General features: G+C 74.4%; 20 protein-coding genes. 15 read left to right on the top strand and 5 right to left on the bottom strand.

Annotated elements, in window-relative coordinates; genetic code table 11:
* Window positions 1-10 precede the first annotated feature (10 nt).
* Complete coding sequence (locus IEY98_RS14085) at window positions 11-577, top strand: TetR/AcrR family transcriptional regulator (protein ID WP_189210877.1); 567 nt, start codon at window positions 11-13, stop codon at window positions 575-577.
* Here the strand turns inward: IEY98_RS14085 and IEY98_RS14080 are convergent.
* Complete coding sequence (locus tag IEY98_RS14080) at window positions 574-1,140, bottom strand: D-alanyl-D-alanine carboxypeptidase family protein (RefSeq protein ID WP_189210876.1); 567 nt, start codon at window positions 1,138-1,140, stop codon at window positions 574-576. The genes IEY98_RS14085 and IEY98_RS14080 overlap by 4 nt on opposite strands.
* A 102-nt stretch (window positions 1,141-1,242) precedes the next feature.
* Window positions 1,243-2,340, bottom strand: a complete 1,098-nt coding sequence (locus IEY98_RS14075; protein ID WP_189210875.1) for a histone deacetylase-like amidohydrolase — start codon at window positions 2,338-2,340, stop codon at window positions 1,243-1,245.
* A gap of 143 nt (window positions 2,341-2,483) precedes the next feature.
* Here IEY98_RS14075 and IEY98_RS14070 point away from each other — a divergent pair, with 143 nt between their 5' ends.
* From IEY98_RS14070 to IEY98_RS14005, 14 genes are all read left to right on the top strand, one after another.
* Window positions 2,484-4,376: a primary-amine oxidase gene (locus IEY98_RS14070; protein ID WP_189210874.1), complete on the top strand. Its 1,893-nt coding sequence runs from the start codon at window positions 2,484-2,486 to the stop codon at window positions 4,374-4,376.
* A 14-nt stretch (window positions 4,377-4,390) separates the two neighbouring features.
* A complete protein-coding gene (locus tag IEY98_RS14065; RefSeq protein ID WP_189210873.1) occupies window positions 4,391-5,104 on the top strand; it encodes an ABC transporter ATP-binding protein in 714 nt (237 codons plus the stop codon).
* Window positions 5,105-5,106: 2 nt separating this feature from the next.
* The gene (locus IEY98_RS14060; protein WP_189210872.1) at window positions 5,107-6,831 is read left to right on the top strand and encodes a branched-chain amino acid ABC transporter ATP-binding protein/permease; all 1,725 of its coding nucleotides are present in this window, start codon (window positions 5,107-5,109) and stop codon (window positions 6,829-6,831) included.
* Window positions 6,828-7,982 (top strand): ABC transporter substrate-binding protein, encoded by a 1,155-nt coding sequence (locus IEY98_RS14055; protein ID WP_189210871.1) that lies wholly within the window; start codon window positions 6,828-6,830, stop codon window positions 7,980-7,982. Before IEY98_RS14060 ends, IEY98_RS14055 begins: the two co-directional genes overlap by 4 nt.
* A gap of 1 nt (window position 7,983) precedes the next feature.
* Window positions 7,984-8,847 (top strand): branched-chain amino acid ABC transporter permease, encoded by an 864-nt coding sequence (locus IEY98_RS14050; RefSeq protein WP_229786897.1) that lies wholly within the window; start codon window positions 7,984-7,986, stop codon window positions 8,845-8,847.
* Window positions 8,848-8,862: 15 nt separating this feature from the next.
* Window positions 8,863-9,609: a dienelactone hydrolase family protein gene (locus IEY98_RS14045; RefSeq protein WP_189210870.1), complete on the top strand. Its 747-nt coding sequence runs from the start codon at window positions 8,863-8,865 to the stop codon at window positions 9,607-9,609.
* The gene (locus tag IEY98_RS14040; protein WP_189210869.1) at window positions 9,594-10,712 is read left to right on the top strand and encodes a zinc-binding dehydrogenase; all 1,119 of its coding nucleotides are present in this window, start codon (window positions 9,594-9,596) and stop codon (window positions 10,710-10,712) included. The genes IEY98_RS14045 and IEY98_RS14040 overlap by 16 nt, the downstream gene beginning before the upstream one ends.
* Entirely contained in the window at window positions 10,709-11,665 is a 957-nt protein-coding gene (locus tag IEY98_RS14035; protein WP_189210868.1) for a methyltransferase, read from the top strand. The genes IEY98_RS14040 and IEY98_RS14035 overlap by 4 nt, the downstream gene beginning before the upstream one ends.
* Window positions 11,665-12,402 carry an SDR family NAD(P)-dependent oxidoreductase gene (locus IEY98_RS14030; RefSeq protein ID WP_189210867.1) on the top strand — a complete coding sequence of 246 codons (738 nt, stop codon included), beginning with the start codon at window positions 11,665-11,667 and terminating at the stop codon, window positions 12,400-12,402. Before IEY98_RS14035 ends, IEY98_RS14030 begins: the two co-directional genes overlap by 1 nt.
* Window positions 12,403-12,405: 3 nt before the next feature.
* Window positions 12,406-14,526, top strand: a complete 2,121-nt coding sequence (locus tag IEY98_RS14025; RefSeq protein ID WP_189210866.1) for a N,N-dimethylformamidase beta subunit family domain-containing protein — start codon at window positions 12,406-12,408, stop codon at window positions 14,524-14,526.
* On the top strand, window positions 14,510-15,457 hold the full coding sequence (gene lipP1, locus IEY98_RS14020; protein WP_189210865.1) for a LipP1 family hormone-sensitive lipase: 948 nt from the start codon (window positions 14,510-14,512) through the stop codon (window positions 15,455-15,457). The genes IEY98_RS14025 and lipP1 overlap by 17 nt, the downstream gene beginning before the upstream one ends.
* Window positions 15,454-16,422: an aldo/keto reductase gene (locus IEY98_RS14015; protein ID WP_189210864.1), complete on the top strand. Its 969-nt coding sequence runs from the start codon at window positions 15,454-15,456 to the stop codon at window positions 16,420-16,422. The genes lipP1 and IEY98_RS14015 overlap by 4 nt, the downstream gene beginning before the upstream one ends.
* 119 nt (window positions 16,423-16,541) lie before the next feature.
* Window positions 16,542-17,552, top strand: coding sequence for a LuxR C-terminal-related transcriptional regulator (locus IEY98_RS14010; RefSeq protein WP_189210863.1), 1,011 nt, complete (start codon window positions 16,542-16,544; stop codon window positions 17,550-17,552).
* 47 nt (window positions 17,553-17,599) lie between these two features.
* Window positions 17,600-18,154, top strand: coding sequence for an NUDIX hydrolase (locus tag IEY98_RS14005; protein WP_189210862.1), 555 nt, complete (start codon window positions 17,600-17,602; stop codon window positions 18,152-18,154).
* A 10-nt stretch (window positions 18,155-18,164) separates the two neighbouring features.
* Here IEY98_RS14005 and IEY98_RS32580 read toward each other — a convergent pair whose 3' ends face one another.
* The 3 genes from IEY98_RS32580 to IEY98_RS13995 form a co-directional block, all read right to left on the bottom strand.
* Complete coding sequence (locus IEY98_RS32580) at window positions 18,165-19,586, bottom strand: aldehyde dehydrogenase family protein (protein WP_373292386.1); 1,422 nt, start codon at window positions 19,584-19,586, stop codon at window positions 18,165-18,167.
* Window positions 19,559-20,986 (bottom strand): aldehyde dehydrogenase family protein, encoded by a 1,428-nt coding sequence (locus IEY98_RS32575; protein WP_229786896.1) that lies wholly within the window; start codon window positions 20,984-20,986, stop codon window positions 19,559-19,561. The genes IEY98_RS32580 and IEY98_RS32575 overlap by 28 nt, the downstream gene beginning before the upstream one ends.
* A gap of 68 nt (window positions 20,987-21,054) precedes the next feature.
* Window positions 21,055-22,017, bottom strand: coding sequence for an AraC-like ligand-binding domain-containing protein (locus IEY98_RS13995; RefSeq protein ID WP_189210861.1), 963 nt, complete (start codon window positions 22,015-22,017; stop codon window positions 21,055-21,057).
* Window positions 22,018-22,205 lie beyond the last annotated feature (188 nt).

The raw sequence follows: 22,205 nt of genomic DNA, 5'->3' as shown, positions 1-22,205 counted from the left end.
CGCTGCGCACATGACCGACGTGCGCACGGAATCGGGCACCCGCGCCCGCACCCGGCGGGCGATCCTGGACGCGGCGGTGGACGTGCTCACCGCCGACCCGGCCGCCTCGCTGGGCGACATCGCCACCGCGGCGGGCGTCGGCCGCACGACCGTGCACCGCTACTTCCCGGAGCGGGCCGACCTGCTGGCCGCGCTCAGCAAGTCGGCGTGGGACCAGGTCACCGAGGCCACCGAGCGCGCCCGCCCGGCCGAGGGACCGGCGGCGGCCGCGCTCGACCGGCTGTGCCAGGAGTACTTCGACCTCGGCCGCGTGCTGATGCTGGTGTTCAACGACCCCCAGCAGTACGCCACCGCCGACTGGGACGCCTGCAGCCCCGCCGACCAGTCCCTGCTGGACCTCGTCGAGCGCGGGCACGAGGACGGCACGATCGATCCCCGCCTGAGCCCGCTGTGGGTCCAGAACGTGCTGTGGTCGATGCTCTACTCGGCGTGGCAGTACGCACAGGACGCGCAGGTGTCGCGCCACCAGGCGCTGGACATGTGCCTCTACAGCCTGCGGAAGACGCTCCGGCCCTAGCCCGTCGCGCTCGGCAGCCGCGCGGGGCAGCCCGTGCCCGCGTACTCGGCGGCGTACTCGAAGTGCCAGTACTCGTTGTCGTAGCGGCGGCACCAGCCGAGCGCCGCGCCGTGGCGCTCCACCCACTCCGCGGACGCCATCGGCTGCACGTCCACGGCGATGCCCGTGACGTGCATGGACTCCTCCGGCGGCAGGACGTACCGCGCGGCCAGCTCGGCCGTGCCGAAGCGGCGGACGGCGTCGTCGAACTCCCGCTGCTGCTGCAGCCTGTTCCGCTTGCCGTCCTGCAGGCACAGGTGGACGCCGTCGCGCTCGGCCGCCGCGCGCAGGCTCCGCCACGCGGTCAGCACGTCCGGGCGCAGGCCGTCGGGCGGCTCGTCGACGTACCGCTCGTCGACCGGGCACACCGGGCCGGTCCGCGGCCCGGGGATGTCCTCCAGCACGGCCTCCGCGTGCCCGGCGACCCGCTCGTGGCCGAAGGTCGAGCACCCCGTCACCGCGAGCACGGCGGCCAGCGCCGCGACGTGGCCGCGCACGCCATGGCCTCGGCGAATGATGGTCATCGTCCCCCCGTTGACTGTCGACGACGCCACGAGCCTCGCAGGCGACGCCGATGCTGTCCAAGACGGGGATGGCGCGGTTGATGCCGATCCGGCATACGCCCGCTAGCCGGGGATGTCGGCCAGCAGCGCCTCCGCCGCCGCGATCGCCTCCTCCTGGTGCGGCTGGAGGTCCTGCCCGGCCAGGAAGTCGAAGTTCGGGGAGAACGGGTCGGGCAGGGGGTCGGTCACCCCGGCCAGCGCCTCGATGACGGCGTGCGCGCAGAACGGCACGTACACCGGGTCGTAGCCGCCCTCGTGGGCGAACACGATCCGGCCCGCGCAGAGGCGCCCCGCGGCCTCGATCAGCGACGACGCGATGGCGCGGAAGCCGGACGCGGTCACCATCATCCTGGCCAGCGGGTCGGTCGCGCCCGCGTCGTAGCCCGCGGCGACGATGACCAGGTCGGGGGCGAAGCGCTCCAGGGCGGGGACCACGACGCGGGCCATGGCGGCCGCGTAGCCGCCGTTGCCCGTCCCCGGCGGCAGCGGCACGTTCACGGCGGAGCCGAAGCCCGCGCCCTCGCCGCGCTCGGTCCGGTGCCCGGAGTCCGGGGGGAACACGCGCTCCTGGTGCACCGACACGGTGAGCACGTCGGGGTCGGCCGCGAAGACGGCCTGGGTCCCGTTGCCGTGGTGGACATCGATGTCGACCACGGCCACCCGCCGCACGCCGCGGGTCGCGCGCACGGCCGCCACCGCGATGGCGATGTTGGCCAACAGGCAGAAACCCATCCCGGTGTCCGGCAGCGCGTGGTGGCCCGGCGGGCGGACGAGCGCGTACGCGTTGTCCACCTCGCCGTCCACAACGGACTCGGCCGCCGCGATGACCCCGCCAGCGGCCAGCCGGGCGATGTCGAGCCCGCCCGGGCCGAACGGGCTGCCGCCGTCGCCCGCGTCGCTGCCGGAGGCCAGGCGGGCCAGGTGAGCGGCGGTGTGCACGCGCAGGATCTCCTCGTCGGAGGCCGGGCGCGGGCGCAGCCGGGTCAGCCGGTCGATCAGCCCGCTGACCACCACCAGCTCGTGCACGCGCCGCTTGGCCTCGGCGTTCTCGAAGTGCCGGTGCGGCTGCAGGCCGCGGCGCGGGTCGGCGGGCAGCAGGCCCGCGTGCGTTCCCGTGTCGTGCCAGCCGTAGAGCTCGTGGTAGACGTAACCCGTTGCCATGCGGGCAGTGTTGGCGGCCTGCCGCCTCGGGTCTTGTCCGCGCGCGTCCCCTCCTTGGCGCTCAGCGCACGTTCGCGGACGGTCAACAGCGGTACGCCCCGGGCCAAGACCGGCCCGTTCCGGCGCGCCGATACTGCCGCCCCATGACACCCCACCCGCTCGATCCGCTCAGCGCGGCCGAGATCGCCCAGGTCCGGGCCGTGCTCGTGGCCGAGGGGCGGGTCGGCGAGCACACCCGGTTCCCCAGCGTGCTCCCGGTGGAGCCGCCCCGCCGGGGCACGGCGCCGCGGCGCGCGCTCGCCGTCCTGCTCGACACCGCCACCGGCGCGGCCGCCGAGGCGGTGGTCGACCTCGCGGCGGGCGCTGTCGAGTCCGTCCGCGACCTCGACCCCGCCCGCGACGGCCAGCCGCCCATCCTGTTCGCCGAGTACGACCGGTGCGCCGACCTCGTCCGGGCCGATCCGCGCTGGCAGGCGGCCATGCGCAGGCGCGGCGTTACCGAGTTCGACCTGGTCTTCCTCGCCCCGCTGTCGCCCGGCCACTTCGGCAGGCCCGCCGAGCACGGCCGCCGCATCCTGCGCACGCTCACCTTCCTGCGCGACCACGTCGACGACAGCCCGTGGGCGCACCCGGTGGAGGGCCTGATCGCCGAGGTCGACCTGATCACCGGCGAGGTGCTGAACGTGCGCGACGACGGCGACACGCCCATCCCCGCCGAGCACGGCAACTACCGCTCGCACGACCCCTTCCGCCCGATCTCCATCACCCAGCCCGAGGGCGTGAGCTTCACCGTCGACGGCCACGAGATCACCTGGGGCGAGTGGCGGCTGCGCGTCGGGTTCTCCGCCCGTGAGGGCCTGACCCTGCACCGCGTCGAGTTCGGCGGCGACCCCGTGCTGCACCGCGCCGCGATCGCCGAGATGGTCGTCCCCTACGGCGACCCGTCGCCCTACCGGCACTGGATCAGCTATTTCGACGCGGGCGAGTACCTGCTGGGCAAGAACGCCAACTCGCTGCGGCTGGGCTGCGACTGCCTCGGCGTCATCCACTACCTCGACGCCGTCGTCGCCGACGACCACTGCCGTCCCGTGACGATCCCGCAGGCGATCTGCCTGCACGAGGAGGACCACGGCGTCCTCTGGAAGCACACCAACATCCTGACCGGCGCCGCCGACACGCTGCGCTCCCGCAGGCTGGTCGTCTCCTTCTTCAGCACCATCGGCAACTACGACTACGGCTTCTTCTGGTACTTCTACCCCGACGGCACGATCGAGCTGGAGGCCAAGGCCACCGGCGTCGTCTTCGCCGCGGCGGGGGAGGAGACCCCGTACGCCGCGCCGATCGCTCCCGGCCTGACCGCGCCCGTGCATCAGCACCTGTTCTGCGCCCGGCTGGACATGGACGTCGCGGGCGGGGGCAACACCGTCACCGAGGTCGACCTCGTCGGCGTGCCCGCAGGCCCGGACAACCCGTACGGCAACGCCTTCACCACCCGGAGCACGGTCCTGGACCGGGAGTCCCGGGCCGCCCGCCTGGCCGACCCGGCGCGCGGGCGGACCTGGCTGGTGACCGGCACCGAGACCAACCGGCTCGGCAAGCCGCGGGCCTACCAGCTCGTCCCGCGCCCGGGGCCGACCCTGCTCGCCCAGCCCGACGCGACCGTCACCGCGCGTGCCGCGTTCGCCACCAGGCACCTGTGGGTCACCCGCTACGACCCGGCCGAGCGCTATCCGGCGGGCGACTACCCCAACCAGCACCCCGGCGGCGCGGGGCTGCCCAAGTGGACCGCGCAGGACCGCGACCTCGTCGAGACCGACCTGGTGCTCTGGCACGTCTTCGGCCCGACGCACGTGCCCCGGCCGGAGGACTGGCCGGTCATGCCGGTGGACCACAGCGGCTTCCACCTGCGCCCGGTCGGCTTCCGCGACCGCAACCCGGCCGCCGATTTCGGTATTTCTACGGACCGCCCCGCCCCCGGGACCGGAGTTGGCTGTCCCAACCACCCAACACCGGGCCAGTCGCCCGGCAACCCCTGACAGGCGGTGGATAAGTGAGTGTTCTGTCCATTGCGGACGTCGACGTCGAACGGGCCGGGCTGGCCGTCGTGCGCGGCGTCTCGCTGCTGGTGGACCCCGGCTCGGTGACCGTCCTGCTCGGCGCGAACGGCGCCGGGAAGACCACCCTGCTGGAAGGGGTGTCGGGGGCCATCCCGATCGCCCGGGGCGAGATCGCCGTCGAGGGGCGCAGGGTGGACCGGATGCGCGCCTGGCGGCGCGCCCGCGCCGGGCTCGCCCACGTCGAGCAGAACCGCGGCGTCTTCGCCGACCTCACCGCCCGGGAGAACCTGCTGGTCGCCTGCGGGCCGGGGCGGTCGCCGGACCGGGTGCTCGACCTGTTCCCCGAACTGCGCAAGCAGATCGACGCCCCCGCCGGGCTGCTCTCCGGCGGCGAGCAGCAGATGCTGGTGGTCGGCCGGGCCCTGCTCGGCGAGCCCAAGGTCCTGCTCATCGACGAGATGTCGCTGGGCCTCGGCCCGATCGTGGTCGAGCGGCTGGCCGCCGCGCTGCGCGCGCTGGCCGACGACGGCATGGGAGTGCTGCTCGTCGAGCAGTTCGCCGCGCTGGCGCTCGGCATCGCCGACCGCGCCTACGTCATGGCCCGAGGGGAGATCGTCTTCGCGGGCGACGGCGCCGCGCTGCGCTCGGACGACTCCCTGCTGCGCGCGCTCTACCTCGGCGAGTCGACCACCGGAAGCGGGGTGTGAGCATGCGTCACCCGATCACGATCGCCCTGGCGGCCACCGCGATCCTCACCGGCCTGGTGGCCGGGTTCGCCTCCAACTACGTGCTGTTCCTGCTGACCAGCGCGGCGGTGTCCACCGTGTTCATGCAGAGCTACGGCCTCATCACCGGCCGGGCCGGGGTCATCGCGCTGTGCCAGCTCAGCTTCGCGGCCATCGGCGCGTGGACGGTCGGCTGGGCCAACGTCGCCGACGTGCCCGGCGGGTTCGTCGTGTGGCTGCTGCTGGGCGGGCTGGCCGCCGTCGTGGCGGGCGTCCTCATCGGGCTGCCCGCGCTGCGGCTGCGCGGGGTGAACCTGGCGGTCGCCACGTTCGCCTTCGCCACCGCGCTGGACGTGGTGTTCACCGGCATCGCCTTCCCCGGCCAGGACACCTTCCAGCTGGTCCGGCGGCCCGCAGGGCTGACCGACGACAGCTCCTACTTCGTCTTCACCGTCGCCGTGGTCGCGCTGATCTTCGTCGGGCTGTGGTTCCTCGACCGCAGCCGCGTCGGCGGCGCGCTCGCCGAGATCCGCCACTCCGAGCGCGCCGCCGCCGCCCACGGCATCAGCGTCGTGCGCGGCAAGCTGACCGCGTTCGCGCTCAGCGCGTTCGTCGCGGGCGTCGGCGGCGGGCTGATGGCCGGGCAGCTCGGCATCGTCGCCGCGGGAAACTTCGCCGCGTTCGCCTCGGTCGCCATGTTCGCCATCGCGCTGTTCGTCGGCACCAACAACATCGAGGGCGCGATCGCGGGCGGCCTGCTCGGCGCGGTGTTCCCGGTGCTGATCGACGCCGTCGGCATCCCGCAGGACCTCGCCGCGCTGTTCTTCGGCGTCGCCGCGGTCCAGGTGCTGCGCCTCGGCGGCAGCCAGACCGACCTGCTCCGCGCACAGCGCAGGCAGAAGAAGGCGGCGAAGAACCCGCCCGCGCCGCCGTCGGTCCCGCCGCCCCCGCTGATCCCCATGCGGCTGCGCGCGGTCACCGACAGCGAGCCCGCGCTGGAGGTCCGCGGCCTGCGCGTGCGGTTCGGCGCGCTGACCGCCGTCGACGGGGTCGACCTGGTCGTCCCCAAGGGCAGCGTGGTCGGCCTGGTGGGCCCGAACGGCGCGGGCAAGTCCACCTTCATCAACACCGTCACCGGCTTCACCGGGCAGTACGAGGGCACGGTCCTGCTCGGCGGCGCGCCGGTGGACGCCCTGCCCGCCCACCGGCGCGCCCGGGCCGGGCTGCGCCGCAGCTTCCAGCAGCTGCGCGTGCCCACCACCCTCACCGTCGGCATGTTCCTGCAGGTCGCGGCGGGCAAGCCGCTGACGGCCGAGGAGATCGACGAGCAGCTGGCCCTCTTCGGCTGCCCGGCCGCCGACGTCCCGGTGGACACCGTGGACGTGGCCACCCGCAGGCTGCTGGAGGTCGCGGGCCTGGCCGCGGGCAGGCCCCCGGTGCTGCTGCTCGACGAGCCCGCCGCGGGCCACTCCGCGAGCGAGACGCGGCTGCTCCAGCAGCGCCTCGCCGAGATCCCCGAGCGCTTCGGCAGCGCCGTCCTGCTGGTCGAGCACGACATCGAGCTGGTCAGGTCCACCTGCGACATCGTCGTCGTCCTCGACTTCGGCCGGGTCATCGCCGCCGGGCCGCCGGAGCGGGTGCTGTCCGACCCCGCCGTCATCTCCGCCTACCTCGGCACCGCCCCCACCACCTCCAAGGAGACCTCATGAGAGCGCACCTCGCGACCGCGCTGTCGGCCGCGCTCGCCGCCACGGCGCTGGCGGGCTGCTCGACCTCCGACGACACGATCAGGATCGGCGCGATCGCCGGGCTCACCGGCAACTTCATCACCGCCGAGGTCGTCAGGACCGCGCAGCGCGTGTTCGACGACGCCAACGAGGCCGGGGGCGTCAACGGCAAGAAGATCGAGTTCATCGTCAAGGACGACGCGGGCAACCCGCAGCGCACCGCGCAGGTCGCCCGCGAACTCGACAGCGAGGGCGTGGTGGCGATGGCCGCCTCGGCCAGCTTCACCGACTGCGACGTCAACGACGCCTTCTACCGGCAGTCCGACATCAGCTCGATCATGGCCGTCGCGGCCAGCCCGAAGTGCTTCCAGAGCCCCAACATCGCCCCGGTCAACGTCGGCCCGTTCACCCTGATGACCGCCGTGCTGCTCTACGCGTCCGAGGAGCTGGACGCCAAGGCGGTCTGCAACTTCACCGTCGTGCTGCCCGGCAGCGAGGACGCCATCAAGCAGGCCCTCGGCGACTGGGAGCGGATCAGCGGGCAGAAGCTCGTCGTCAACGACATGACCGTGCAGCAGAGCGGGGACCTCACCCCGTACCTGCTCAAGGCCAAGCAGGCGGGCTGCGACGCCATCCTGTTCAACCCGGCCGAGCAGCTGGTCGTGCCGTGGCTGCAGGCGGCGAAGACGCAGGGGATGTCCGATGTGAACTTTCTGCTGCTCGCCCCGGCCTACACCGACAGCGTGGCCACCGCCGTCGGCGGGCTCGGCCTGAAGGTGCACGCGGGCAGCGAGTTCGAGCCCTACACCGTGGAGAGCCCGGCCAACGCGGCGTGGCGGGACACGGTGAACCGGGCCCAGCAGCCCGCGACGGCGTTCTCCCAGGGCGGCTACCTGGCGGCCAAGTTCCTCGTCGACGTGCTCAGGACGATCGAGGGCGAGGTGACCCGCGAGTCGGTCAACGCCGCGCTGCGGGGCATGGCGCCCATCGAGCACCCGATGCTGGGCACGCCGTTCACCTTCGGCACAGGCGAGTCGCACGCGCCCAACCAGGCCTCGAAGATGGTCCGCCTCGACGGCACCAAGTGGGTCGTGGCCAGCGACGAGTTCATCACCATCCCCGCGGGAGGCTGAGGTGCTGGTCTCCGCGGCCATCGCCGGGCTGGCCACCGGCGGGGCGTACGCCCTGATGGGCCTGTCCACCCTGCTGACCTACCGGCTCGTCGCGGTGGTGAACTTCGCGCAGGCCGCCGTGGGCGCGTTCGGCGCCTTCGCCATGGTCGTGCTCTACGAGGCCGGGCTGCCGCTGCCGCTGGCGGTGCCCGCCGGGCTGGCCGTCGCCGCGCTGCTGCACATGGGCCTCGGCGTGGTGATGGTCCGCTGGTTCGCCGAGGCGGGCGAGGGCGTGAAGGCGGCGGTCACGATCGCCGTCTACACCGGACTGGTCGCGCTCGGGCTGCGGCTGTTCGGCGCCCAGCACCCGCGCCGGTTCCCCAGCCCGTTCGACGGGCCCGCGCTGACCGTCGGCGGCGTGGTCGTCACCTGGACCGCCGTGCTGACGATGGCGCTGGCCGTGCTGTTCGCCGTCGGCCCCGCGCTGCTGCTGCGGCACACCCGCCTGGGACTGCTGCTGCGCGCGATGGCCGAGCGGCCCACGACCGCCGAGCTGATCGGGGTGCGCGTGCCGCGCCTGTCGATGGTCGTGTGGGGCTCGGCGGGCGCGGCCAGCGCCCTGGCCATCATGATCGTCGCCCCGCAGCTGGCCAGCGACTTCAGCTCCCAGACCCTGCTCATCACCCCGGCGCTGGCCGCCGCCCTCATCGGCGGGTTCAGCAGCTTCGCGTGGACCTTCGTCGGCGGCGTCGGCCTCGGCGTGCTCCAGGGCCTGGCCAGCACCGTCACCCAACTCCAGCAGTACCGCGGCGTCCTGCCGTTCCTGGTGATCCTCGTCGTCCTGGTGTGGACGCGGCGCCGGGACCGCTGGGACGAGCCGGCGTGAGAAAGGAACGAACCGATGTGTCACGGTGACCAGTCGCGCCCGCCCGCCCTCCCGGGGACGGCGGGGGCGGTGGCCGAGGCCGGGGAGCTGCGGATCACCGCGGCCGACGGCGCGCGCTTCCTCGCCTACCGGGCGGTGCCCGAGCGGCCCTCCGGCGCGGGGGTGGTGCTGCTGCCGGACGTGCGTGGCCTGCACGAGTTCTACCGCGACCTGGCCCGGCGCTTCGCCGAGGCGGGCGTGACCGCACTCGCGCTGGACTACTACGGCCGCGTCGCCGCCGACGACGACCGCGGCCCGGATTTCGACGGGTTCGGCCATGTCGCCAAGCTGCGGCCCGAGCACACCCGCGCCGACATCGCCGCCGCGCTCGACCGGCTGGCCGATGACGGGGTGGACTCGCTGTTCACCGTCGGCTTCTGCCTGGGCGGGGCGATGTCGTGGGCGCAGTCCGCGATCGATCCCCGGCTCGCGGGCGTGGTCGGCTTCTACGGCAGGCCGGTCGAGTGCGCCGACCTCATCCCGCGGATGCGGGCGCCGCTGCTCGTGCTCGCCGCGGGCGCGGACCCGCTCACCTCCGAGGACGAGGCGCGCGACTTCGACCGCCGCCTCACCGATGCCGGTGTCCCGCACGACTTCCACCTCTACCCCGGGGCCCCGCACTCCTTCTTCGACGGCGCGCTGCCCGACCAGGCCGCCAACGCCGCCGACGCGTGGGGCCGGGTGCTCTCCTTCATCGAGGAGCAGGCATGCGTCCCAAGGTGACCCGCGCGGCGCTGCTGCGCGAGTTCGGCGCCCCGCTGGAGCTGGCCGAGGTGCCGCTGCCCGACGAGCTGCCGCCCGGCTCGGCCATCGTGCGCGTGCGCACCACCACGCTGTGCGGCACGGACGCGCACCTGTGGCAGGGCGCGATGCCGTTCGTCGCGCTGCCGATCGTGCTGGGCCACGAGATGGTCGGCGAGATCGTCGCCCTCGGCCCGTACGCCGGGCAGGACGCGCTCGGCGCGCCGGTCGAGATCGGCAGCCGGGTGGTGTGGTCGGAGTCGGTGTGCGGGCACTGCCACGGCTGCGCCGTGCTGCGCGAGCCGGTGCTGTGCGCCAACCGCGGCTACGGGTTCAGCCAGCGCGCGGATCGCTGGCCGTTCGTCATCGGCGGCCTGTCCGAGTACGCCTACCTGCCGCCGGGCGCGCACCGCGTGGTCGTCGCCGACGACATGCCGGACACCTGGGCGGCGTCGGCGGGCTGCGCGGTCAAGACGGTCGTGCGGGCCTTCGCCAACGCGGGCGGCGTCGACCCGGGTGCGACGGTCGTCGTGCAGGGCTCCGGCCCGCTGGGCCTGGTGGCGACCGCGCTGGCCCGGGCGGGCGGCGCGGGCCAGGTGATCACCCTGGGCGGGCCGAGCGGCAGGCTGCGGATGGCGACCGCGTTCGGCGCGGACACCATCATCGACGTCACCGCCGTCACCGACTCCGACGAGCGGGTGGCGATGGTCGAGGAGCTGACCGGGGCCCGCGGCGCGGACCTCGTGATCGACGTCGCGGGCGGGCCGACGGTCAACCGCGAGGGCGTGCTGATGTGCGCCCAGCGCGGCACCCACGTCGTCGTCGGCCTGGCCGGGCCGGGCGCGGCCGCGGTGCCGATGGACGTGGTGATGAGCCGCGAGCTGCGGGTCGTGGGCTCGCTCAACGGCGACGTCGGCGACCTCGTGCGCGCCCTGCGCCTGCTCACCGGCCTCGCCGACCGCTTCGCGTGGGACGCGCTGTTCAGCGACCCCGTCGGCCTGGCCGACGCCGATTCCGCGCTCAAGGACATGGCCACGATGGCCGCCGTGAAGGCCGTCGTCGACCCCCGAATGGAGATCTCATGACCGACCCGACGCCGCTGGTGGCCGCCGCCACCGGGTTCATGGCGGCCAAGCAGCTGTTCGCCGCATCGGAGCTGGGCGTGTTCGCCGCGCTGCCCGGCACGGCCGCCGAGGTCGCCGAGCGCGCCGGGCTGCCCGAGCGCTCCGCGCGCATCCTCGCCGACGCCATGGTCGGGATGGGCCTGGTGACCCACGCCGACGGCGTCTACGCCAACACCGAGGTCACCTCGGCCTACCTCGCGGGCGGCGACGGGCTGGACCTGCGGCCGTGGCTGGCGTTCTGGAACTCGCTGAGCTACCCGCACTGGCAGCACTACACCGAGTCCATGCGCACTGCCAAGCCCGGACCGTTCCAGTTGGACGAGGCGACCATGGGCGAGTTCATGGCGGGCGTGCAGACCTACAACTCGCTGCACGCGCGCATGCTCGCCGAGAACTACGACTTCACCGCACACCGGAACGTGCTCGACCTCGGCGGGCTCTCCACCGCGTTCCTCGCCGAGGCGGCCGCCCGCGCCCCGGAGCTGCGCGGGGCGTTCGTCAGCACGGCGGACTTCCTGGCGATGGTGTCCGGCTCGCTGCCCGCCGACGTCGCCGACCGGATCTCCTTCCACGAGGCCGACCCGCTCACCGACGACGTGCCCGGCCGCTACGACGCCGTGCTGCTGGAGCACGTCATCCACCGCTTCGACGCCGAGCAGAACAAGACCTTCCTCCGCGTCGCCCGCGGCGTGGTCGAGCCCGGCGCGACGCTGCTGGTGCTGGACTTCCTGCTCGACCCCGCCGACGGCCGCCGCATCGACCCGGTGCTGGCGGGGGAGTACCTGGTCATCGACGGGACGGTGGTGTACCCGGAGGCCGAGGTCGTCGGCTGGCTTGCCGAGACCGGCTGGCGGCTGGTGGAGGTCCGGCCGCTGCCGGGCAGCCCCCGGGTCGTGGTCGCGGAGGCGGTGTGATGGGCTTCGACGGCCGGATCGCGCTGGTCACCGGCGCCGCGGGCGGCATAGGCGGGGCGATCGCCACCGCCATGGCCGGGCTCGGCGCCCGGGTCGCCGTGGCCGATGTGGACGGTGACGGCGCGGCCCGGCTGGCCGGGGGGATCGGCGGGCTGGCCGTGCCGATGGACGTGCGCGACGAGGAGTCGGTGCGGGCGGGCTTCGCCCGCGCCACCGCCGAACTCGGCCCGGTCGACGTCGTGGTGCACGCCGCGGGCGTCGTCGGCGGCGGGGGTCCGCTGCTGACCATCCCGGTCGACGCGCTGGACACCGTGCTCGCGGTCAACGTGCGCGGGACGTTCCTGGTCACCCGGGCCGCCGCGGAGGCGATGTCCGGGCGTGGCGGGGCGATCGTGCACATCAGCTCGGCGGGCGCGGTGCAGCCCACGGTCGGGCTCGGCCACTACGAGGCGAGCAAGGCGGCGGTCAACGCGCTGACCCGCTCCGCGGCGCTGGAGTTCGCGCCGCTGGGGGTGCGGGTCAACGCGGTCGCCCCCGGCCCGGTGGAGACGCCGCTCACCGCAGCGGCCCTGGCGTCGCCGGAGGCCAGGGCGTTCTGGACCGAGCGCATCCCGCTCGGCCGGGTGGCGACCACCGCCGACCTGGTGCCCGCGGTGCTGCTGCTGGCCTCGCCGGACTCCGCGCACATCACCGGAACCGTGCTGCCGATCGACGGCGGCCAACTGCTGAAGGGCTGAGGGATGGCTCGGGTAGACCACACCCACGCGCCGGTCGTCGGCTACACCGACCGGCTCTCGGCCCGGCCCGGCGAGCGGATCGCGGTGTCGGCCAGCTCGGTGGACGGCACGGCCCGCGTGCGCGTCCTCCGGGTCGGCCACGACGGGACCGCGCCCGTCCACACCGTGCTCGACTGGGGCACGCCGGAGACGGTCGACGTGCCGCACCAGGTGTTCGACCACGGCTCCTACGGCGAGGTGCCGCGCCCGCCCGACCTGGGCGCGGCCGGGACGTTCGCCGTGTGGGTCTGGCCGACCGCGCTGCCCGCCGACCGCGCGGGCCTGCTCAGCCAGGGCGACGCCGCCTCCGGCCCGCACGCCGAGCTGGCGCTGCGCGCCGACGGCAGGCCCGAGTACACCGTCCGCACCACGGGCGGGCTCGTGTCGGTCGCCGGGCCGGTGCTGCACCTGCGCCGCTGGTACCGGCTCGTGGGCAGCCACGGCCCGGACGGGCTGCGGCTGGAGACCCGGCCCCGGGACCGGGTCGCGGGCGAGGACCCGTCCGCGGTGTCCACGGCGGACGGCGGTCCCGCGGTCATCGGCGCGGCACCGCTGCTGCTGGCCGCCCGGCGGGTCGGCGGGGAGCGGGTCGGGCACTTCGACGGCAAGCTCGACGCGCCGACCGTCTTCGACCGGGTGGAGACCGCGCCGCGGCTGGACGAGCGCGGCGGCGCCCGGTCGCACTGGGACCTCTCCGCCGACATCGCGGGCGACCGGATGCTCGACGTGATCGACGGCAGGCACGGGACGCTGCGCAACCACCCGCTGCGCGGCGTCACCGGGCACGACTGGGACGGCGACGTGCTCGACTGGCGCTTCGCCGCGCAGGGCTACGGCGCGGTCCACTTCCACTCCGACGACCTGTCCGACTGCGGCTGGCCGCCGGTGCTCACCGTCGCCCTGCCCGCCGACGCGCCCACCGGCTGCTACGCTGTCGAACTGGCCACCGACAGCGGCGTGGACCGGCTGCCGTTCTTCGTCCGGCCGACGCGGCGGCGGGCCGAGGTCGCGCTGCTGATCCCGACGCTGAGCTACCTCGCCTACGCGCTCGACCACCTGTACCAGCCGTTCGCCCAGGAGGACCCGCGCGAGGTCGCCGCGCCCTTCGCCAGGGACAACACGCTGCACAGCCTCTACGACCGGCACACCGACGGCAGCGGTGTCGCCGTCGCCTCGCTGCGGCGGCCGCTGCTGGGCATGCGCGAGGACCACGTCTTCCGCTACACCCGCTCGCCGCACCAGTACAGCGAGGACCTGCACCTGGTGGGGTGGCTCGCCCGGCAGGGCGTCGACGTCGACGTGCTCACCGACCACGACCTGCACGCCGAACCCGGCCTGCTGGACGGCTACCGGGCCGTGCTGACCGGCAGCCACCCGGAGTACTGGACCACGGCGATGATGGACGCCGCGCACGCCTACCTCGACGGCGGCGGCAACCTGGCCTACCTCGGCGGCAACGGCGCGTACTGGGTCACCGGGATCGCGCCCGGCCGGGAGCACCTGGCCGAGCTGCGCCGCGGGTACAGCGGCGTGCGGACGTGGGAGTGCGAGCCGGGGGAGCTGACCCTGGCCTGCACGGGCGAGCCCGGCGGGCTCTGGGCCGAGCGCGGGCGCTCCCCGCACCGGCTGTTCGGCATCGGCACCAGCGCAGCGGGCATGTCCACCGGCGGGTCCTACACCGACCTCGCCGACCACCCGCTGCTGGCGGGCGTGACCGAGCCGCTGGGCGACTACGGCGCGGTGCTGGGCGGGGCCGCGTCGTTCGAGACCGACGGCATCGACCCGCTGCTGGGCAGCCCGCCGAACGTCGAGCTGCTCGGCCGGGCGATGCTCGGCGACACCTACATGTCCGGCGACACCGGCCCGGCCATCCCGCACCCGCTCGGCGACCCGGTGGACCGCCGCCGCGCCGACCTGACCCTGTACCGCCACCCCGGCGGCGGGGAGGTGTTCGCCACCGGCTCCATCGGCTGGTGCGCCGCGCTGACCCACGCCGCCGACGACAACGACGTCTCCCGGGTGACCGCCGCCGTGCTGCGCCGGTTCACCGGGCCGAACGGAGGCAACCATGCCACTGCACCCTGAGGCGCGGGCGGTGATCGAGGCCAGCGCCGCCGCGGGCGGGCTCGTCCCGGTCGAGCAGTCCGCCGCCGAGATGCGCGCCGCGTTCGCCGAGTCCTGGCGGCCGTCGCCGAACCTCAAGCCGGTCGCGTCCGTCGTGGACCGGACCATCCCCGGGCCGGACGGCGACGTCCCCGTCCGCGTCTACACGCCGTTCGGCGACGGGCCGTTCCCCGCGCTGGTGTGGTTCCACGGCGGCGGCTGGGTGATCGGCTCGCTGGACGAGAACGAGGCCACCTGCCGCGCGCTGTGCGACGCGGTGGGCATGGTCGTGGTCTCGGTGGACTACCGGCTGGCGCCCGAGCACCGGTTCCCGGCCGCCGCAGAGGACGCCTACGCGGCGCTGCTGTGGACCGCGGAGAACGTCAACGCCGAGCGGATCGCGGTGGCGGGGGAGAGCGCGGGCGGCAACCTGGCCGCCGTGGTGTCGCTGATGGCGCGCGACCGGGGCGGGCCCCGGATCGCGCTGCAGGTGCTCGCCTCGCCGGTCACCGCGCCGCCGAGCGACCGCCCGTCCTATGTGGACTACGCGGACGGGCACTTCCTGAGCCGCGACAGCATGGAGTGGTTCTTCGCCCAGTACCCGCGCACGCCAGACGACCTGGACGACCCGTACCTGTCGCCGCTGGCCGCGCCCGACCTGTCCGGCGTCGCGCCCGCACTGGTGCTCACCGCCGAGTACGACGTGCTGCGCGACGAGGGCGAGGAGTACGCCCACCGGCTGCTCGACGCGGGCGTGCCCGTGGAGCTGGTCCGCTACGACGGGCAGATCCACGGCTTCTTCGCCCTGCTCGTCGACCAGCTGTCCGTGTCAGCCGACGCCCACGCCCGCGCGGCCGCCGCGCTGCGCAGGGCCTTCGCCGTCACCGTCACCGAGGAGTCGATCACCGCATGACCATCCCCAAGCGCCGCATCGGGGCGGAGGGCCCCGAGGTGTCCGTCCTCGCCCTGGGCTCGTGGCACATCTACGACCGGGTGCCCTTCCACGACTCGGTCGCGCTGGTCTCCGCCGCGCTGGAGTCCGGCATCGATCTGTTCGACGTCGGCTACTACGGCGGGTTCAGCATCGACGGCAAGCCGGTGCCCGAGTCCTACACCGACGTCATCTTCGGCCGGATCATGCAGGCCGTCGGCGTCGACCGGGGCGACTACCGGCTGTCGGCGAAGCTGTGGGTGAACTACTTCCCGGAGCAGTCGATGGAGGAGCAGCTCGACCGCCTGCTGTTCCGCGTCGGCGTCGAGCACGCCGATTACGCCATCCTCGGCGACCTCTTCGGCATGGAGCCCGACCTCGACCTGCTCACCGCGCAGCTGGGCGAGCTGGTGGCGAAGGGCAAGCTGGGCGGCTGGGGCGTCAACAACTGGTCGGTGGACCACATCCGCGCCACCCACGCCGCCGCGGCCGCGCAGGGCGTGCCGGGGCCGACCATGGCGCAGCTGAAGTACAGCGTCGTGCGCCGCTCGATCCCGGACGGGCCGCCGTTCCGCGCGCTGGTGGACGACCTGGGGGTGACCATCCAGGCCTCCGACGTGCTGGAGGGCGGCATCCTGGCCGGGGTGGGCACGCCGCAGCGGCAGATCGGCAAGGACCCCGGCGCCATCCGGGAGCGGATCGTCGCGGCGGCGCCGCGGCTGGCCGAGATCGCCGCCGGGTTCGGCGCGACGCCCGCGCAGGCGGCCATCGCGTTCTGCCTCGCCGATCCGGCGACGACCACGGTGCTGTTCGGGGCGAGCCGCATGGCCCAGCTGACGGAGAACCTGGCCGCGGTCGAGCTGGCCGCCGAGCACGGCCCTGCGCTGCGCGAGGCCGTAGCCGAGCTGTGGTTGGACCGGGACGTCGTGGACCCGACCGGTCACTGAGCGTGCCTCGTTTTGGACTCCCGGGGAACTGGAGTTGTCCGGGAGCGCACGTCACGACCGCACTATTGTCCGCATCACATCACGCACCGTAAGTTGTGCGCTCTACGCGAGGAGGGCGCATGGACTCGGCACTGGTGGCCTCCGCCGTGCGGATCGGCACGGCCCTGGGCAGCGCGGCGGCGGTGGACTGGCCGTCGGTCTTCACCGACCTCCGCCGCGCGCTGCCCGGGGTGTGCGCCGCGCAGATCACCGGCTGGGACCCCGTCCAGCGGCGGTTCCGGGTGCTGGCCGAGGAGGGCTACAACCGGGCGATCAGCGCCGAGCTGGCGCACGAGCTGCCGCGCACCCGCTGGGGCGGGCAGCTGTTCGACTCCCCGCGCCCGCTGCTGATGGACGACATGCCGCACAACTTCCGGGACTCGCCGCACTACCAGGAGCAGCTGCGCCCGGCGGGCCTGGAGGACGGGCTGTCGGCCGCGCTGCGCTCGACGTCGGGGGCGGTGGTCGGCGTCCTGCACATGAACGCCGCCGTCCGGCACGCGTTCGACGAGACCACCCGGGGATTCGTCGCCGAGATCGGCTCGGCCATCGCCCGCCGCGTCAACCCGCTGCACTGCCCCGAGCTCGACGCCTGGTTTGGTCCGGAGTGGACGGCCAGCTGGGTGCTGCCGTCGGTCGCGGCGATCCCCGGCCGCGACCCGGCCCCGATCGCCGAGGACGTGCTGGCGGTGGCCCACGCCTTCACCCACGTCCGCGCCGACGCCCTGGCCTTCCTCTGGCCCGCCCGCGACGTCTGGCACCGCGCCCGCCTGCTGCGCGTGGCGAAGGGGGAGCACACCGGCGTGGTCGTGACGTGCACGCCGTTCACCAACACGATCGGGCTGACGGCCCGGGAGCTGGACGTGGCGACCGGCCTGGTGGCCGGGCTGAGCAACCAGGCGATCGCCGAGACCCTGGTGGTCAGCCGCCGCACGGTGGAGACGTACGTGGAGCGGCTGCTGACCAAACTGGGCTGCCAGACCCGCGGCGAGACGGCGGGCGTCGCGGCCAGGGCCGGGTTCGTCCGCCCGACCCCGCACCCCGGCATCGGCGATCTGGCCAGACTGACGCGGGGAAGCGACTGGGGGTGATCTAACGCCGGCATCATCGAGGTGACGCCGACGAGGGAGGAACCCCAGTGGAACGCGACGCCGCTCAGTGGACGGTCCACGGGACCCGCCGGATCTACCAGTCCCCCTGGGTCAACCTGGACCTCGACGACGTCGAGATCCCCGGCGGCCCCCGCTTCGACCACCACGTGGTGCGGTTCGCCCGCCCGTCGGTGGGCGCGCTGGTGGTGGAGGACGACCACGCCCTCCTGCTGTGGCGCCACCGCTTCACCACCGACACCTGGGGCTGGGAGATCCCCGCTGGGTGGCTCGACGGCACCGAGACCCCGGTCTCCGCCATCCGCAGGGAGATCCGCGAGGAGACCGGCCACGACGCCGAGGAGATCACCCCGCTGGTGACGTATCACCCGATGAACGGCATCACCAACCACCGCTTCCACCTGTTCGTCGCCACCCGGACGCGCAAGACCGCCGCCGCGGACCCGGCCGAGTCCAGCCGGGTCGAATGGCTTCCGCTGGCCTGCCTCCCCGCCCTGATCGGCACCGGCGACCTCCACGACGGCCCGACCCTGACCGCCCTGACCACCTATCTGGCCCTGCGGGACCGGAGGGAGGCGAGGTAGCGCCCGCGGATCAGTACCCCAACCCCCGCATCACCAGCACCCGCGGCTCGGTCAGGTCCTCCATCGCCGCCGCCACGCCCTCCCGGCCGGTGCCGGAGTCCTTCACGCCGCCGTAGGGCATCTGGTCGGCTCGGTACGTCGGCACGTCACCGATGATGACGCCGCCGACCTCCAGTTCCGCCGCGACGCGGTCCACCACCCGCAGGTCGTGGGTGAAGACGCCCGCCTGCAGGCCGTACCGGGACGCGTTCACCCGGGCGATCGCCTCGTCGAGCGAGTCCACACGGGACACCACGACCACCGGGCCGAACACCTCCTCGGTCAGGACGGCGCAGCCATCGGGCACGTCCGCCAGCAGGGTCGGCGCGACGGTCCGCCCGGTCCGGGTCCCGCCCGCCAGCAGGGTCGCGCCCCGGGACACCGCGTCGGCGATCCAGTCCGCGACCCGGGCCGCGGCCGCCTCGTCGATCAGCGGGCCGACGTGGGTCGCGGGGTCCCGCGGGTCGCCGACCGGCAAGGCCGACATCCGGGCCCGCAGCGCCTCGACCAGTTCGCCGTACACCTCGCGATGGGCGTAGACGCGCTGCACCGAGACGCAGGACTGGCCTGCCTGATACGTGCCCATGTCCGCGATCCGCTCAGCCGCCCACGCCAGGTCAGTCCAATCGGGACAGACGACGGCCGCCGCGTTGCCGCCCAGTTCCAGCAGGACGTGCTTGGCCGGGTTCGCGTCCCGGATCAGGTGGCCCACGCGGTCGCTGCCGGTGAACGACACCACCGGCAGCCGGGGGTCGGCGGCCAGGCGGGCGGCGTCGGCGTTCGGCACCGGCAGGACCGACCACGTCCCCTCGGGCAGGTCGGTCTCGGCCAGCAGCGAGCCCAGGAACAGGGCGGACAGCGGCGTGGCTGGCGCGGGCTTGATCACGACCGGCGCCCCGGCCGCGATCGCGGGCGCGAGCTTGTGGGCCACCAGGTTCACCGGGAAGTTGAACGGCGTGATCCCCAGCACCGGCCCCCGCGCCACCCGCCGGACCAGCGCGACGCGGCCGTCCGAGCCCGCGTCGGTGTCCAGCCGCTGGACCGTCCCGGAGAACCGCCGCGCCTCCTCCGCGCCCCAGCGGAACGTCGCCACCGCACGGGTGATCTCCGCCCGCGACCAGCGGATCGGCTTGCCGGACTCCGCCGTGATCAGCGCCGCGGCCTCCTCGGCCCGGGCGGCGAGGGCGGCCGAGACGTGCGCCAGCGCGTCGGCGCGGACCCGGGCGGGCGTGCGCAGGCCCCGGGCGGCCCACGCCGTCGCGACCGCGTGCTCGACGTGCGCCTCCGACGCCCACGACGTCGTCCCCGCCCGCGTCGCCAGCGGCAGCGGCCCGGTGACCGGCCGCCCGGCCACCCAGTACGGGATCACGCCCGCGCCCCGTGGTGCACCCACACGCCCTTGACCTCGGTGTACGCGTCGATCGCGTACGGCCCCATCTCGCGGCCGACCCCGCTGGCGCGGAACCCGCCCCACGGCGCGGCCGGGTCCGGCACGCACGGCATGTTGACGAACACCGCCCCCGCCCGGATGCCGTCGGCCAGCCGGTGCGCCACCCGCACGTCCTCGCTCCACACCGCGGCGGCCAGCCCGTACCGCGAGTCGTTGACCCGGTCCAGCAGGGTGTCCTCGTCGTCGTACGGCAGCACGGCCAGGACCGGCCCGAACACCTCGTCGCGGGCGAGCGCCATCTCGTCGGTGACCCCGGAGAACACCGTCGGCCGGTAGAAGCAGCCCGGCCCGTCCACCGGCGCGCCGCCGGTCACCAGCTCCGCGCCCGCGGCCACCGCGGCCCGGACGTGCGCGTCGACCCGCGCGACGTGCTCCGGAGCGACCAGCGGCCCCAGCTCGGTCTCCGGCGCCATGCCCGGTCCCACGCGCAGGCTCGCGACGGCGGCCGACAGCCGCGTGGTGAACTCCTCGGCCCGCGCCGCGTCGACGAAGATCCGCGCGTACGCCGCGCAGACCTGACCGCTGTTGAGCAGCCCGCCCGCGACCGTGCCCGCGACGGCGGCGTCGAGGTCGGCCGAGCGGGCCACCACCACCGGCGTCTTCCCGCCCAGCTCCAGCGTCACGCGCTTGAGCCCGGCGTGCGCGGCGATCTCCTGGCCGACCTCCGTCGACCCGGTGAACGACACCTTGTCCACGTCCGGGTGCCGCACCAGCTCCCGGCCGGTCTCCGGCCCGCCGGTCACCAGGTTGACGACGCCGCGTGGCAGCCCGGCCTCCGCGCACAGCTCCACCAGCCGGACCGTGGTCAGCGGGGTCTGCTCGGCCGGCTTGATCACGGTGGTGTTGCCGCAGGCCAGCGCGGGCGCCAGCTTCCACGCCATGATCATCAGCGGGAAGTTCCACGGCGCGATCAGCGCGCACACCCCGACCGGCACCCGCCGGGTGTACTGGAGGGTGTCCGGGTAGCCGACGGTGTGCACCGCGCCGTCGAGCCGGGCGCACCAGCCCGCGAAGTAGCGGAAGTGCTCGGCGGCCCCGGCCACGCTCACCGCGCGGGCCACGCCGAGCGGCTGGCCCTGGTCGCGGGTCTCGGTCTCGGCCAGCTCGTCGGCGTGCGCCTCGATCAGCTCGGCGATCCGCCACAGCAGCCGGGCGCGCTCGGACGGCGCGGTGGCCGCCCAGCCGGGCAGGGCGGCCCTGGCCGCGGCCACGGCGGCGTCGACCTCGGCAGGCCCGGCCGCGGCGCAGTCGGCCAGCGGCTCGCCGGTGGCCGGGTCGGCGGTGGTGAACGCGCCGTCCGCGCGGCCCCACTCGCCGTCGATGTAGAGACTCGTCGTGCGCATGGGCGAAGTCTGCGGACCGGCGGCCCGCCGGGCTTGCCCCCGCGCGCATGGGAGTTGACCCAGCGTGCTCAGCCCCGGTGCCGCGCCCCGCGCCTGCGGTACTCGCTCGGCGACATCCCGTACTCGGTGCGGAACGCCCGGCTCAGGTAGGACGCGTCCGGCAGCCCCCAGCGCGCCCCGATGACGCCGATGGACAGCCGCTGCTTCGCCGGGTCGGCCAGGTCCTGCCCGCACCGCTCCAGGCGCCGGTGCCGGATGTAGGCCGAGACGGTCGTCCCGGCCTCGCTGAACAGCTTGTGCAGGTACCGGGTCGAGATGTGGTGCGCGGCGGCGATGTCGCCGGGGGAGAGGCCCGGGTCGTCCAGGTTCGCCTCCACAAAGGACCGGATCTTGACCAGCAGCGCCGCCCGGGACGACTCGGCGGGCACGTCGCGGTAGTCCGCCCGGTCGGCGAGCGCCGTGCCCAGCAGGTCCACCACGTTGCGGGCGAGCCGCAGGCTGCCGTGCACCTGCGGGTCGTCCAGGTTGCGGGCCAGCTGGACGAGAGTGGTGCTCACGATCCCGCTCACGCCCTGGCCGCCGGAGAACCGCGTCGCCGTCAGCCCCGCCACGTGCCCGGCGGGCAGGCACAGCATGTCCCGGGGGAACATCAGCACCAGCGTCGAGGCGAACTCGTCGAACGCCATCGTGTACGGGCGCGTGGTGTCGTAGATGGCGAAGTCGCCCGGGTCCAGCGTCGCCTTGCGCCCGTCCTGGGCGAGCTTGGCGGTGCCGCGCAGTTGCAGGCTCAGCTTGTAGACCTCGGGGTCGGCGCGGGAGATGGTGCGCTCGGTCCGGCGCACGGTGTGCGGGTCGGCGGTGGCCTCGTACACCCCCACGCTGCCCAGGTCCTGGCCGCGCAGCCTGCCGCGGAACCCCGAGCCCGTCGCGGGGGTGGCGGTGAGCGGCACGAAAGTCTGCGACACCGCGGACTCCCAGACCTCGAACTGCTGGGCGGCGGGCACGCCCGCGGTGGTCAGCGCGTAGGACATGCGCTCCCTCCCTTCGCGTGAGAGGCACCCTCGTCGCAGAACGCCGCCGCGTCAAGGACCGTGGCCCGCTCGTAATGGTCCGACCACCGCGTGCGCCGCCCGACAACGGCAGTGCGCGCCGAGTCAACCGACCCGCCGGACCGTCCTGTTAGACCTTGGGTACGCGGCCCGCTCGGGGCCGTCGACAG

This window comes from Actinokineospora fastidiosa (assembly GCF_014648415.1).
GTDB lineage: Bacteria > Actinomycetota > Actinomycetes > Mycobacteriales > Pseudonocardiaceae > Actinokineospora > Actinokineospora fastidiosa.
The sequence above is the reverse complement of the archived record's forward strand: the minus strand, read 5'-3'. Positions and strand labels throughout refer to the sequence as shown.